Here is a 14,354-nt window from a genome sequence, read left to right as displayed (position 1 = left end):
GGCCGGGCGGTGGAGGGCTGCCGTCCCGGCACAGCATGCAATCGGGCACCACGAGCAGGACGACGTCTCCCATGCCCTCGGCGACGTTCTCCCGCTGGTCTCGGGCATGATTCTCAACGGACGAGAAGGAAGGAGAACGAGGACATGAACCTGTCACGCAGGGGCTTCTTCAAAGCCACCGGCGCAGCGTTCGCCGCCACCATGGCGTTCGAGCTGTCCTCACAGTCGGAGGCGCTGGCCGTCGAGCCTGCCGCCGACTGGAAGCTTGTCAACACGGAGGAGTACACGAACATCTGCTGCTACTGCTCGGGCGGATGCGGCGTGATATGCTCCACCCGCGACGGCGAGCTGGTGAACATCGAAGGCGATCCCGACCACCCCATCAACCAGGGCGGCCTGTGCCCGAAGGGCGCCACGATGTTCCAGCTGCGCAACGTGGTGGATCCCGCCACGCGCGAGGTGATCAAGAACCCGAACCGCCGGACCAAGCCGATGGTGCGCCGTCCCGGCGCCTCCGAGTGGGAGGACATCACCTGGGACGACGCCGTCGCCGAGATCGCGAAGTGGGTCAAGAAGACCCGCGACGAGACGTTCGAGACGGTGGCCAACGGCATCACGGTGAACCGGTGCCACGGCATCGCCAGCTTGGGCGGCAGCCAGCAGAACTCCGAGGAAGAGTACCTCATCAACAAGATGATGCGCTCGTTAGGGGTGATAGCCATCGACAACCAGGCTCGTGTTTGACACAGCCCCACGGTTGCCGGTCTGGCAGCAACGTTCGGTCGCGGTTCCATGACGAACCACTATTGCGACATGCAGAACGCCGACGTCATCATGACGATCGGCTCCAACAACGTCGAGAACCATCCCGTGTCCTCCAAGTGGGTGCAGAAGGCGCTCGACAACGGCGCGACGTGGATCGTCGTCGACCCGCGCTACACCCGCTCGGCCGAGATGGCGGACATCTACTGCCCCATCCGCTCGGGCACCGACATCGCCTTCTACGGCGGCCTGTTCAACTACATCATCGAGCACGACCTGTGGCAGCACGAGTACGTGCTGAACTACACGAACGCGTCCTACCTGCTCAACGAGGAGTACTCCTTCGACGTGGAGACGGGCATCTTCTCGGGCTTCGACAAGGACAGCGCCACCTATGACGCGAAGACCTGGCACTACCAGGTGGAGTCCACGAAGGAATGGGACACCTCCGAGGGCGGCGCCTACGCCTGGGCCGCGGCCGAGGGCGTTCCCGCGTTCACGCCTCCCACCGTCGAGGTGCCGAAGCGCGACATGACCCTGCAGGACCCGATGTGCGTGTTCCAGCAGATGAAGAAGCACTACTCCCGCTACGACCTGGACGCCGTGTCCAGCGTGTGCGGCATGGACAAGGACCTGCTGGAGAAGGTGTACGCCACCTACGCGTCCACGGGCGCTCCCGACAAGTCCGGCACCATCCTGTACGCCCTCGGCCAGACGCAGCACACCTACGGCGCGCAGAACTGCCGCTCCATGGGCATCCTGCAGCTTCTGCTGGGCAACGTCGGCGTGGCCGGCGGCGGCGTGAACGCGCTGCGCGGCGAGCCGAACGTGCAGGGCGCCACCGACATGGGCATGCTCGTGGCGAACCAGCCCGGGTACCTGAACTGGCCCACCGAGTACGGCACCCCGTCTCTGCGCAAGTGGTGCGAGAAGGAGACGTATGCGGACGGCTACTACACCAACAAGCCGAAGTTCATCGTCTCCGCGCTCAAGGAGTGGTTCGGCGACGCGGCCACGGTGGACAACGACTACGGCTACGACTGGTGGCCGAAGGTTCCGAAGAGCCCCGACTACTCCATCATCGGCTCGTTCGAGCTCATGAGCCAGGGCGTCATCAAGGGCTACTTCAACTGGGGCATGAACCCCTGCCACTCGGCGCCGAACGCGAGCAACGTGCGCCGCGCCATGGCGAACCTCGACTGGCTCGTGGTGGCCGACTGGGTGGAGACGGAATCCGCCACCTTCTGGAAAGCCCCCGACATGAACGCCGCCGACGTCGACACCACGGTGTACTTCCTGCCCGCGGCGCTCATCTACGAGAAGCCCGGCACCATCCTGAACTCCGGCCGTTGGCTGCAGTGGCGCTACCAGGCCGTCGAGCCCTGGGACGAGGCCAAGCCCGACTACGAGATCTGCGACGTGCTGTGGAAGGCCATCGTGGATCTGTACGAGAAGGAGAAGGGCGTGGCGCCCGAGCCCATCGTGAACACGAAGTGGGACTACTACGTGGACGGCAAGATCGACCCGCGCCCCGTGGCCTGGGCCCTCAACGGCTACAACTACGCCGAGGGCGGCTTCGAGAACGGCGCCCCCGACCTGCTGAGCACGTTCGCGAACCTCAAGGCCGACGGCTCCACGGCCTGCGGCATGTGGATCTACACCGGCTTCTGGGCCAACAACGACGCGCCGCTCGACCCGGCCGAGCAGGCCATCGGCAGCCGCGTCACCGACGACCCGTCGGGGCTCGGCCTGCATCCCAAGTGGTCGTACGCCTGGCCGCTCAACCGCCGCATCATCTACAACCGCGCCTCGGCCGACCTCGAGGGCAAGCCCTGGAACCCGAACCGGGTGCTCGTGGAGTGGACGGGCGAGAAGTGGGTGCAGAACGACGTCGGCGACTTCGTGGCCGTGTCCAACGGCACGCCGGTGCCCCCGAACAACAAGGCGTTCATGATGCTGTGGGAGCAGAACGCGCGCCTCGAGAGCTACGGCATGGGCGACGGGCCGCTGCCCGAGCACTACGAGCCCTTCGAGAGCCCGGCCGACAACCAGATGAACGGTCGGCAGAACTCGCCGTGCGTCCGCTTCGCCGAGTTCGAGTCGGTCAAGCGCGGCGACCGCAGCCAGTACCCCATCGCGGTGACCACCTACTCGGTCACCGAGCACTGGCAGACCGGCGGCCAGACCCGCACGTGCCCCGCGCTCAACGAGGCCATGCCCGAGCAGTTCGTCGAGGTGTCGCTCGAGCTGGCTGCCGAGAAGGGCATCGAGAACGGCGAGCGCGTCCGCGTGTTCAACAACCGCGGCTCGGTGGAGGTCATGGCGCTGGTGACGCCGCGCTTCAAGCCGTTCAAGGTGAACGGCGAGACGGTGCACCAGGTGGGCATGACGCACCACTTCGGCTGGGCCGGCGATTTCGCCACGGGCGACATCGTCAACGACCTGCCGCCGAACGTGGGCGACCCGAACTGCTGGGTGCCCGAGTACAAGGCGTTCCTGGTCGACATCGAGAAGGCATAGGAGGGGTGAGCCATGAGTGAGAAAGCCATATTGTTCGACTCCTCCCGCTGCACCGCATGCCGCGGCTGCCAGGTGGCCTGCAAGTGCTGGAACGGCTTGCCGTCCACCCTCGAGAAGAACGGGAACCCCTCGACGGGCTCGTACCAGAGCCCGATGGACCTGAACGGCACCACGCGCATCCTGGTCAGCTTCCACGAGGAGGCCGGCGGGGACAAGGGCGTGAAGTGGGCCTTCGGGCGCCGCAGCTGCCAGCACTGCACCGACGCCCCCTGCGCCGTCATCTGCCCGGCGGGCGCGGTGTTCAAGGACGAGGCCACGGGGCTCGTGAGCGTGGACGACTCCAAGTGCATCGGCTGCAAGTACTGCTCCACGGCCTGCCCGTTCGACGTGCCGCAGTACCGCGAGGACAACGGCCGCATGAACAAGTGCACGGGCTGCCTCGACCGCATCGAGCAGGGCCTGGCCCCGGCGTGCGTCACGACGTGCCAGCCCGGCGCGCTCGTGTTCGGCGACCGCGACGAGCTGCTGGCCCAGGCCAAGGAGCGCGTGGGCTATCTGCAGGGCAAGGGCTACGCCGACGCCGCCGTGTACGGCGAGGACCAGGTGGGCGGCCTGCACGTCGTCCAGGTGCTCAAGCACGGCGTGGCCGCGCACGGCCAGGTGGAGGATCCGCAGGTGAACCCGATGGTCGGCCTGACGCAGATCATGAAGCCGGTCACGGCGGTGGCCACGGGCGTGACGGTGGCCGGCCTGGCCGCCATGTTCGCCCTCGGCATCGGCTACAAGCGCGACAAGCTGGCGTACAATGCCGACACGGAGGACACCATCGACGTGGACACCGGCCAGGTGGTCAAGCACGGCGACGGCCAGGACACCGAGTCGGTGAAGGAGCATATCATGGAGAACCTGGGCGGCAAGAAGGGAGGCAACGATGAATAAGGGACCCGTCTCGGTCTCCGCCGAGGAGGCCGCCAAGAACCAGGCGTTCCTGGCAAGCATGGCGGCGAGCGGCAAGGAGCGCTACATCAAGCGCCACTCGCTGCAGGCGCGCGTCACGCACGACGTCACCATCATCGCGTGCATCCTGCTGTGCATCTCGGGGCTGTTCGTGTTCGTCCCCGCGCTTGCGGCGATGGCGGGCCCGGACGCCGTGTGGCTCATCCGCATGTCGCACCGCGTCATCGGCGTCATCTTCGTCGCCGTGCCCCTCGTCAGCGCCATCATGGCGCCGAAGGGCGTGGTCCACATCTTCAAGAACCTGTTCGCGAAGTGGGACTCCGACGACAAGAAGTGGATGATCCTGTTCTTCCCGTACCTGTTCATGGCCAAGTGGATCCACATGCCCGACCAGGGCGAGGTCAAGAGCGGCCAGCGTTTCGCCGACGGCATGCTGTGGTTCGCCGGCGCGCTCATGGGCATCACGGGCGTGCTGCTGTTGCTGGGCTCGACGGTGGTCGACTTCGGCGGGGCGCAGGGCATCTTCCTGTTCCTGCACGACGTGGGCTTCCTGCTGATCGCGGTGTTCGCGCTCGCGCACATCTTCCTGGGCGCCGGCATCTTCCAGCCGTACCGCGGCACGGCCAAGCTCATGTTCGGCGACGGCACCGTGTCCGAGTCCGACGCCCTGTACCACTGGGGCCACTGGGCTCGCGAGGAGATCGCCACCGGGCAGAACGTGGTGGAGAAGACGAAGTAAGCGTATCGGCAAGACGGCCTGTTCGTGCCACCGCCCCGCGCGGTGGCACGAACGTCCTGCCCGCGCCGCATGCGCGGCGCGGGCAGGGACACCGAATCGATAGGATGCAAGCATATGAACCTCAAAGCCATCGACGCGGCCATCGCCGCGTACCGTACGAACCTCGACGACGCCGACAACGCGCGGCTCGCGTTCTTCCGCGAGCTGTGGGGCGCGGCCGACGAGTCCGCCGCGCGCGCCGACGCGGCCGCGGCGTACCCGCTGCCCGACGCGGACAGCCTGCGCGCATGGGCGCGGGACGGCGAGCCGGTGCTCGCGCAGGCGCCGGCCGCGCTCGAGGCCGACGCGCTGGCGGGCGCGATGGGGCGGGTGGCCGCGCTCATGGCCGAGCGCGGCGGCTTCGCGGCGTCGACGAGCGAGGCGCTCGCGCGCACGAGCTGGGAGCGCATGGCGGCGGCGAGCGACCTCGCGCTGGCCGGCAGCGACCCGGCGGCCTACGTGGAGTCGTTCGCCGGGCTGCTCGAGGACGACGGCATGGACGAGGACGCGGCCCGCATCGGCGCCGCCGCGGCGGCGCTCGCGCTGCGCGCGCTGCTGGAGGGCCCGGCGACGGCCATCGAGCAGGCGCGCCGCGCAGCGGGCGCCGACGAGCCGCACGGCGTGCGCTGCCCCGTGTGCGGCGGCGAGGCCGCCGTGGCGCAGGTGAGCGGCGCGCCGGCGGCGCAGGGGCGCGGCAAGCGCCTGTGGTGCGGCTGCTGCGGCTGCGTGTGGGACTTCGAGCGCGTGCGCTGCGCGCGCTGCGGCACGCAGAACCAGGGGCACCTGCACTACTTCAACCTCGAGGGCGACGAGGCGCATCGCCTGGCCACCTGCGACGAGTGCGGCGGCTACACGCGCACCGTGTACGAGGAGGAGGCGCTCGCGCCGTTCTCGTTCGAGGTGGAGGACGTGCTCATGGCGAAGCTCGACCTCGTGGCCTACCAGCGCGCCGCCGCCGACGCGGCGGCGGCCGGCGAGGGCGCCGAGGCCGGAGCGACCGCCGAAGCGCCGGCGCGAGGGTAGCGCCATGGCCATCGTCGAGTACCCCGCTCCCGCGCGCAGCGAATCGGCCGAGCGGCCCATCCGCATCTACCTGAACGACGTGCCCGTGGCGGTGAGCCAGGGCAGCCCCTTCGGGCTGCCGGAGCTGGCGGTGGGCTACCTGCTGTCCGAAGGCCTCATCGCCGACCGCGACTGCTTCGTGGAGGTGACCGCCGTGCCCGAGGAGGCGGCGGTGTACGTGGCCAGCGGCGAGTGCGCCGCGGAGGGCTACGTGCCCCTGCACCGCGTCACGTCGGCCGGCTGCGCGAGCTCGGCGCTGCTGCGCGACGCGCGGCGCGTGGATGCGCCGGCGGCGCTCGAGACGGCGGCGCGCTTCGACGCCGACGACCTGCTGGCGTGCATGGACGAGCTGTGCGAGCGCAGCCCGCGCCGCAACACCGGTGCGTGCGTGCACGGCTGCGGGCTGGGCGCGGCGGGCGAGGGCGCGCTGCTGTTCGTGCGCGAGGACATCGGGCGCCACAACGCCATGGACAAGCTCGTGGGCCAGGCGTGGCTCGACCGCGTGGACGTGCGCGACAAGGCGCTGTTCATCACCGGGCGCATCAGCTGCGAGATGGCGCTCAAGGCCTACCGGGCCGGCTGCCCCGTGCTGGTGAGCCGCAAGTCGGCCACCGACGAGGCCGTCGCCCGCGCCGAGGAGCTCGGCGTCACCCTCGTGTCGCACTGCCGCGACGGCCGCGTCCGCGTCCTGTCGCGCCCCGAGCGCGTGACGGGGTAGGGGGCCGTCGCCCGCCGCCCGCTCAGCCGTTCTCGCGGTAGCCGAGGTATTCCGTGAACCGGCGCACGGCGCGCGGGGCGCGCTCGCGGTCGCGCAGCGCGAGGCCGATCTCGCGGTAGACGGGCACGTCGAGCGGCAGCGCCGCGATGCGGTAGGGGGTGCGCCTCAGGATGAGGCGCGGCAGCAGGCTGATGCCCAGCCCGCTTTCCACCATCGACATGATGGCGTAGTCGTCCCAGGTGGTGAACCTGATGTCCGGCTCGACGCCCAGGCGCTTGAGCGCCAGGGCGACCTCCGCGTTCTTGTCCTTCGCCAGCAGCATGAACGGCTCGGCCTCGAGGGCGGCGACGGGGAAGCGCTCGCCGGACGCCAGCGGGTGGCCCTCCGGCAGCACCGCCAGCAGCTCGTCGCGCTCGAGCGGCAGCACGTCGAACTCGGGGCGCGTGGGCAGGCGCACGAAGCCGCAGTCGACGCGGCCCTCGGCTATCCAGCCCTCGATCTCCGCGTAGTCGCCCAGCACGAGCTCGTAGTCGATGCCGGGGTGGTCCTTCTGCAGCTCCTTCACGATGTTGGGCAGCCAGTGGGCGGCCACGCTGGAGAACGTCCCGATGCGGATGAGGCCTGATTGCAGCCCGTTCAAGTCGTCCACCTGCGCTTGCAGGCGCGCGTGGGCCGCGCACACCTCCTCGGCGAACGGCAGCAGCGCGCGGCCCTCCGACGTGAGGCTCACGCCCGCGCGGCCGCGCTCGAGCAGCGACACGTTCCAGTCGCGCTCGAGGTCGGCGATCATGCGGCTCACGCCCGATTGGGTGTAGTGCAGCGCCCGCGCCGCGCTCGTGAAGCTGCCCAGCTCCACCGTCTTCGAGAAGGCGAGGTACTTCTGCACGTTCGTGTCCATCCGGCGATCCCCTTTGCATTCCAAAACATCATGCGAACTATGATAAACATTCGCTTTTGCGATGCAAGCGGGAAGCGTATCCTGATTCGCCGTGATGAAACCGCATCTGAAATACCTCGCAGCCCTGCTGCTGTTCGGCTCCAACGGAGCCGTGGCGGGCATGATCGCGCTCGGCAGCGGGCAGATCGTGCTTCTGCGCACGCTCGTCGGCAGCCTGTTCCTCGTCGTGCCGTTCGTGCTGGCGCGCGGGAGGCTCGCGTGCCTGCGCAGCCCGAGGTGCCTCGCGCTGCTGGTCGCGTCCGGCGCGGCGATGGGTGCGAGCTGGATGTTCCTGTACGAGGCGTACCAGCAGGTGGGCGTCGGCATGGCCACGCTCGCGTACTACTGCGGCCCGGTGCTCGTGATCGCCGTGTCGCCCCTCGTGTTCGGCGAGCGCCTGAGCCGCGCGAAGGTGGGCGGCATCGCCGTGGTGCTGGCGGGCATGGTGCTGGTGAACGGCGGCTCGCTGCAGCGGGGCGGCCTGTCGTGGGGGCTCGCGTTCGGGCTGGCCGCGGCGGCGCTGTTCGCGCTCATGGTGGTGCTCAGCAAGAAGGCGCAGGGCGCCGACGGCCTCGAGCGCTCGCTCGTGCAGCTCGTGGCCAGCTTCGTCACCGTGGCGGCGATCCTCGCGGCGCAGCACGGCTTCGACGTGGCGGCCGTGGTACGCAGCGCGCTGCCCGCGCCGGGCGATCTCGCGCCCGCGCTGTTTCTGGGCGTGGTGAACACGGGCCTCGGGTGCTACCTGTACTTCTCGTCCATCCCGCAGCTGCCGGCCGGCACGGTGGCCGCGTGCGGCTACCTGGAGCCGCTGTCGGCGCTCGCGTTCGCCACGCTGCTGCTGCACGAGCAGATGGCGCTCGTGCAGCTGGCCGGGGCCCTGCTCGTGGTGGGCGGCGCCGCGGCGGCCGAGCTGTCGGGCAAGCGCCGCTCGAGAGCCGCCCGCCCGCTGCGGCCCGCGTCCGGGGCAGCCGCTCGCTAGGGAGCTCTGGGAAGTGTGGCCAGGCGCTCGCACCCGGCTCGAGCCCGTCGCCCTGCGCCCGAAGCGCGGATCGGGCGCTTTCTGCACAAAAACCGGCGACGTGCGAAACCTTCCGCTGCCGTGCGGTCGCGCGCTGCGATCAGCTTTACGGAAAACCCCAGATGAAAAGGACGATCCTGTTCGGAGTGGATGCCGTAGCGGGCAGGATCGGGCACGGCGGCGGCTTTGGACGGCCCCGAAGGCTCGCACGTCGACGGTTTTCGTGCATAGTGGGGCGAATCGCATGCAGACGATGTCCTCCCGGTCGCTACCGGATGGCGTGCTGTGCGCAAAGCGGCCCCGATGACCGGTATGCTCGCTTGTTCGCGTTGCGCATCGCCCGAAGTCGCGAACGGGGTGCCAGTCGAATCGCCTGCTCCGTTTGTGCTACCATGCGGCCATGGGGCTGCGCGCCGCCGCCGAGGCGTCGCGCGTGGAAGCGAGGGGGCAAGCTGTGCGAATCGAATCCATCGTGCTGTTCCTTTCCGTCGTCGAGAAAGGGTCCATCTCGTGCGCGGCGCGCTCGTCTTACATCTCCCAGCAGGGCGCGAGCTCCGTCATCAAGTCGCTTGAGCACGATTTGGGCGTCGAGCTGTTCGAGCGCACCGGCACGGCGTTGCAGCTGACCGCGGCGGGGGAGCGCATAGCGCAGGAAGCCTCGTCCGTCGTCTCCTCCTACCGCCGCATGCAGACGGTCGCCGCTTTGGGGCGCGCTGCGAGCGACGGCGGGGCGGGGCCGGTCCGCGTGGTCACCACGCCGCACGCCATGAACGTGCTTTCCCCCATCTTCGAGGCATATCGCGAGGCCGTCGCCGTCGACGAGCCGTTCGTGTTCGTCGAGCAGGGCATCTTCGACATCGTGCGCGCCTACCCCGCCCTCGATCCGGAGGCGTTGTACCTGGTGAACGTCCCGACGTTCATGAACGCCATCATCGGGCGGATCGGCCCGGCGTTCGACCCGCTGGTCGTCTCCGAGCTCATGCTGTACTGCGGGCCCGGCTCCCCGTTCTCGGAGCGCCGGCAGATCGCCCGATCGGAGCTCGCGGGCGTGCGCATCGCCTGCTACAACGAAGCGCTGCTGATCCGCCTCGTGCGCCACCTGCTCAAGGGCGTCGAAGGGGCCGACATCTCGACGAGCACCTCGAACCTCGAGCTGCTGGGCCGGTTGATCGACGACCCCCGCACGGTCAGCTTCACCGATTCGCTGTCCCTGTTCCTCAACGGGCTGCCGGAGGGCCACGCGTGCGTCTCCATCGAGGACGGCGTGCGCTTCGTAACGGGCGTGCTCGGGCCGGTGCGCGATCCGGCGGCCGAGCGGTTCGTGTCGTTCTTCCGGCGGTACCTGGAAACCGTGTGCGCCGACTACGGCAAGCGCTTCCCGCTCGCCTGGCCCCCTGCGCCCGCGGCGGTCGATGCGGGATGAGGCCCGTCCGCTACGAGATAGACCGGCGCATCTGCCGCCGATGCGGCTCCTGCCAGCGCGTCTGCCCGCGCGGCGCCGTGCTCGAGACCGCCGATCGGCGGCTGGCCATCGACCGGAAGCTGTGCGACGGATGCGGCGCGTGCCGCGACGCGTGCAAGCTGCGCGCCATCGTGAGGCGCAAAGGCCTGTTCTCTTAGCGGCCCGTTCGACCCGCGTCCTCCGGAGCCCCCACAAGGTTTTCTTGTGGGGGCTCCTCACTTTCCTGTTTGCCAACCGGCCGCGCGCTTCTCACAATCAGGGGTATCGAAAGGTGGCGAGGGGAAGGGGGATGGTTCGCGGATCCGAAACCGAGGAAAGGAGAGGCAACCTATGTCATCGGTCGTAGCGCTTCCCGACGGAGGGAAGATAGTCAAGACGAACTGCTTCGAGTGCCATGCGAAGTGCGGCGTCCTGTGCGAGGTGGACAAGGACGGCGTGCTCGTGGGCGTGAAGGGCAACCCCGACGATCCGCGCAGCGAGGGGCGCATGTGCGGCAAGGGGCTGTCGGCCCCCAAGATCCTCTACGATCCCGACCGGCTGCGCTACCCGCTGCGCCGCTTGGGAGCGCGCGGTGCGGGCGAGTGGGAGCAGATCACGTGGGACGAGGCCATCGAGTGGCTCGCGCAGCGGGTGGAGGAACTCACGGCCGAGTACGGCGCGGAGACGATCGCCTACGGGCAGGGCACGGGCCGCGGCACGAACCAGTGGACCGGACGCGCCGGCAACGCGGGCGGGCGCGTGCACCACAGCCTGTCGCCGGGCAACATCTGCCTCGTCCCCATGATGGTGCAGGCCTTCCTGCAGTTCGGGATGTTCCCCACCTTCGACGGCTGCGATTTCGACCACGCCGACTGCATCGTGTTCTGGGGCGCGAACTCGGTGTGGACCGAGCCGACCTACACGTCGGGCCAGGTGGGGCGCAGCCGCGACCGCGGCGCGAAGCTCATCGTGATCGACCCGTTCTTCGAGCACCCGCTTGCGGCGCGCGCCGACCACTTCCTGGGCGTGCGTCCTGGGGCCGACGTGTACGTCGCCTACGCGTGGCTCAACGTGATCATGAACGAGGGCCTGTACGACCGCGTGTTCACCCAGAAGCACACGAACGCCCCGATGCTCGTCATCGAAGGCGCCGAGGTCCCCTTGAACGAGGCGATCGTGAAGGAGGGCGGGAACCCCCAGGCGATGCTCGTGTGGGACAAGGCCACGCAATCCCTGGCGGAGATCCATGCCAAGGGCGTCGACGAGGACATCGAGTTCCGCGGCATGATCGAGACGGCCGACGGCCAGAGCGTGCCCGTCAAGACGGTGTGGCTCGGGCTCAAGGAGCGCGCCGACCGTTGGACGCCGGAAGAGGCGGCGAAGATGAGCTGGGTCGATGCCGACACCATCCGCGCGTCGGCCCGAACCTACGCCACGGCCCCCGCGGCCACGATCAACGTGTTCCAGGGGCTCGAGGAGCAGACGAACTGCAAGGACATCCTGCAGCTGGTCAACTGCATCATCGCCATCTGCGGCAACCTCGAGAAGCGCGGCGGCAACCTGAGCATGCCGTTTTGGAACCAGATGGGGCCGTTGACCGGCGCAGAGCCTGAAACCCAGAAGGAGCTGCGCATCGTCGACGAGCGCGCGGCGGGAACCGTGTACGGCATCTCGAACCCCACGTGCCTGTTCAAGGCCATGCGCACGGGCGAGCCGTATCCCGTCAAGGGCTACATCATGGTGCAGGGCAACCCGCTGTCGTGGGCCGAGAACACCGCGCTCGTGAAGGAATCGCTCATGCAGCTCGACCTGCTCGTGTGCATGGACTACTACCTGTCGCCCACATGCGAGCTGGCCGACCTCGTGCTGCCCTCCACCCACTGGACCGAGCGCGACTACCTGGCCGACGAGGTGTGCAGCGAGTGGGTGTTCGGCCAGCAGAAGGCGGTCGAGCCGCTGTACGAGCGCAAGAGCGACGTGTGGTTCTGGCGCACGTTCGGCCACCGGCTCAGCCCCGAATGGTGGCCCTGGGAAAGCGACGAGGAGCTGTTCGACTGGCAGCTCGAGCAGACCCATGCGGGCGTCACCTGGGACGAGCTGAAGGAGAAGTGGATCCATCACGTGCCCATGATGCCGTCGCGCGACTTCGAGGAGAACGGCTTCGGCACGCCGACCGGCCGTGCGGAGCTGTACTCGGTCATCGAGCTCGTCTCGGGCTCGAAGCCGTTCCCCGAGGCCGCCGAGCCGAAGGAGAGCGTGTACGCCACGCCCGACATCGCGAAGGAGTACCCGCTGACCGGCGTGACGGGCCGCCGCTATCCCATCTACTACCATTCGGCGTTCCGCGGCATCCCGCACCTGCGCGAGATCGTGCCCGAGCCGCAGGTGGTCTTCCACACGTCGCTTGCCGAGGAGCTGGGTATCGAGCGCGACGAGTGGGTGTGGATCGAATCGCCCACCGGCCGCATCACGATGAAGGCGCGCCCGAGCGACGGCATCGACCCGCGCGTGTGCGTCATCCCGCACGGCTGGTGGCAGGCGTGCCCGGCGCTGGGATTGCCCGGGTACCCCGACGGCAGCTCGAACGCGAACACGCTGACGAGCGACCGGGCGTACAACGACGAGTTCCTCACGCCGGGGCTGCGCAGCACCCTGTGCCGCATCGTCAAGAAGAAGGAAGGTGAGTAGCCATGGCGGAAGCGAAGCGCCATTGGGGCATGGTCATCGACCTCGATAAATGCACGGGCTGCCAGGCGTGCGCGGTGGCGTGCAAGATGGAGAACGACGTCGACCTCGGCGTGTTCTGGAACCGCGTGTACCGCATGGGGCCGATCGGGAAATACCCCGACCAGCTCGAGATGTTCTACTTCCCCAACCAGTGCATGCACTGCGAGAACCCCAGCTGCATCGCCGTGTGCCCCACGAAGGCGACCTACCAGACCGACGACGGCATCGTGCTGGTCGATGCGGGCAAATGCTTCGGATGCCAGTACTGCATCTGGGCGTGCCCGTACGAGGCCCGCACGCTCAACCCGAGAACCAAGACGGTGGAGAAGTGCATCCTGTGCGTCCACAAGCTGGAGCGGGGCGAGCAGCCGGCGTGCGCCTACACCTGCACCACCGGATGCCGCACGGTCGGCGACCTGGACGATCCCGACAGCCCCGTCTCGCGGGTGCTCGCGGCGAACGGGGATCGCGTCTACCGCGTGCATCCCGAGTTCGGGAACAAGCCCTCCGTCGTCTACCTCGTGCCCCGGAAAGGAGCTGAGACGCTATGCAAATCCATTGGCCGCTCGTAATATCCACCGCCTGCCAGCGCGTCGGCCTGGGCATGTTCCTCTGCGCGTTCTTGGCCGACCTCTGCTTCGGGCTGGGGCTGCCCCTCAATTTGGTGGCGCTGGCGACGCTCGCGCTGCTCGGCGTCGGCGGCATCGCCTCCATCTTCCACCTGCAGACGCCGTCGCGCTTCTTCAACGCGTTCTCGAATTTCAAGTCGCATCTGACGCAGGAGGCGCTGCTCACGCCGTTTCTCGGCATCGCGCTTCTGGTCTGCGGGTTGAACGGCATCCTCTACGACCTGGGCGGGGCGGGAATCGTGCTCGCCGCCGTCGCCGCCGCGCTCTCGCTGGCGTTCCTGGCGTGCACGGGGCTGGCCTACCAGATGGGCTCGCGCCCCGCATGGAACACCGGCTTCGTGCTGGGGCTGTTCTTGCTGACGGCCGCCGAGGCGGGAGGGATCGCCACGCTTGCGATCTGCCTGCTCGCCGGCGGCGGAGCTCCCGCGGCGCCCTCGGCTGCGGCCGCGCTGCTGACGGCCGCGTGCATCGCCGTCCAGTTCGCCTACGTGGCGCGCATGCGGCATGTGGGCTACGGCGTGGACGTGCGGGCGAGCGAGGAGCCGTACCGCGCGCCGTACCGCGCCTGGATCGCGTGCGGGGTCGTGCTGACCGCTGTCGCTCTCGCGGCGGCCGTCGCGCTTTCATCCGCGGTCGCCGCCTTCGCGGCGCTCGCCGCGTCGGCGTGCGGCATCGTGGCGTGGACGGTGCTGTTCTTCAAGGGGGCCCTCAAAGTGAAGATGTTCCCTATGTACCCGGTCGACCTCAATCTCGATATGTAGGCGGGAAAACCCATCGCGGGCGGGCCTGCGCTGCGGGACGCCCG

At 68.8% G+C, this 14,354-nt stretch carries 12 protein-coding genes; 11 read left to right on the top strand and 1 reads right to left on the bottom strand.

Annotated elements, in window-relative coordinates; all coding sequences use genetic code 11:
• Positions 1 to 144 precede the first annotated feature (144 nt).
• From GS424_RS09370 to GS424_RS09350, 5 genes are all read left to right on the top strand, one after another.
• Positions 145 to 3,282, top strand: a complete 3,138-nt coding sequence (locus tag GS424_RS09370; RefSeq protein ID WP_186937843.1) for a molybdopterin-dependent oxidoreductase — start codon at positions 145 to 147, stop codon at positions 3,280 to 3,282.
• Between the two features lie 12 nt (positions 3,283 to 3,294).
• Complete coding sequence (locus GS424_RS09365) at positions 3,295 to 4,221, top strand: 4Fe-4S dicluster domain-containing protein (protein WP_160942448.1); 927 nt, start codon at positions 3,295 to 3,297, stop codon at positions 4,219 to 4,221.
• Positions 4,214 to 4,978, top strand: a complete 765-nt coding sequence (locus GS424_RS09360) for a cytochrome b/b6 domain-containing protein (RefSeq protein WP_160942449.1) — start codon at positions 4,214 to 4,216, stop codon at positions 4,976 to 4,978. Before GS424_RS09365 ends, GS424_RS09360 begins: the two co-directional genes overlap by 8 nt.
• 114 nt (positions 4,979 to 5,092) lie before the next feature.
• On the top strand, positions 5,093 to 6,040 hold the full coding sequence (locus GS424_RS09355; protein WP_160942450.1) for a formate dehydrogenase accessory protein FdhE: 948 nt from the start codon (positions 5,093 to 5,095) through the stop codon (positions 6,038 to 6,040).
• Positions 6,041 to 6,044: 4 nt separating this feature from the next.
• Positions 6,045 to 6,797, top strand: coding sequence for a formate dehydrogenase accessory sulfurtransferase FdhD (locus GS424_RS09350; RefSeq protein WP_160942451.1), 753 nt, complete (start codon positions 6,045 to 6,047; stop codon positions 6,795 to 6,797).
• Positions 6,798 to 6,819: 22 nt separating this feature from the next.
• Here the strand turns inward: GS424_RS09350 and GS424_RS09345 are convergent, their stop codons facing one another.
• The gene (locus GS424_RS09345) at positions 6,820 to 7,695 is read right to left on the bottom strand and encodes a LysR family transcriptional regulator (protein ID WP_160942452.1); all 876 of its coding nucleotides are present in this window, start codon (positions 7,693 to 7,695) and stop codon (positions 6,820 to 6,822) included.
• A gap of 94 nt (positions 7,696 to 7,789) precedes the next feature.
• On the opposite strand from GS424_RS09345, the gene GS424_RS09340 reads away from it, so the two are divergent.
• The 6 genes from GS424_RS09340 (at position 7,790) to GS424_RS09315 (ending at position 14,310) form a co-directional block, all read left to right on the top strand.
• Entirely contained in the window at positions 7,790 to 8,713 is a 924-nt protein-coding gene (locus GS424_RS09340) for a DMT family transporter (RefSeq protein WP_218958905.1), read from the top strand.
• 493 nt (positions 8,714 to 9,206) lie between these two features.
• Positions 9,207 to 10,175: a LysR family transcriptional regulator gene (locus GS424_RS09335; RefSeq protein ID WP_160942454.1), complete on the top strand. Its 969-nt coding sequence runs from the start codon at positions 9,207 to 9,209 to the stop codon at positions 10,173 to 10,175.
• Entirely contained in the window at positions 10,172 to 10,372 is a 201-nt protein-coding gene (locus GS424_RS09330; RefSeq protein WP_160942455.1) for a 4Fe-4S binding protein, read from the top strand. The genes GS424_RS09335 and GS424_RS09330 overlap by 4 nt, the downstream gene beginning before the upstream one ends.
• A 172-nt stretch (positions 10,373 to 10,544) precedes the next feature.
• Entirely contained in the window at positions 10,545 to 12,881 is a 2,337-nt protein-coding gene (locus GS424_RS09325; protein ID WP_160942456.1) for a molybdopterin-containing oxidoreductase family protein, read from the top strand.
• Positions 12,882 to 12,883: 2 nt separating this feature from the next.
• Positions 12,884 to 13,492, top strand: a complete 609-nt coding sequence (locus GS424_RS09320; RefSeq protein WP_160942457.1) for a 4Fe-4S dicluster domain-containing protein — start codon at positions 12,884 to 12,886, stop codon at positions 13,490 to 13,492.
• Positions 13,468 to 14,310 (top strand): DmsC/YnfH family molybdoenzyme membrane anchor subunit, encoded by an 843-nt coding sequence (locus GS424_RS09315; protein ID WP_160942458.1) that lies wholly within the window; start codon positions 13,468 to 13,470, stop codon positions 14,308 to 14,310. The genes GS424_RS09320 and GS424_RS09315 overlap by 25 nt, the downstream gene beginning before the upstream one ends.
• Positions 14,311 to 14,354 lie beyond the last annotated feature (44 nt).

This window comes from Eggerthella guodeyinii, assembly GCF_009834925.2.
GTDB lineage: Bacteria > Actinomycetota > Coriobacteriia > Coriobacteriales > Eggerthellaceae > Eggerthella > Eggerthella guodeyinii.
Note: the sequence above shows the minus strand (reverse complement) of the source record. Positions and strands in the feature narration are given on the sequence as shown.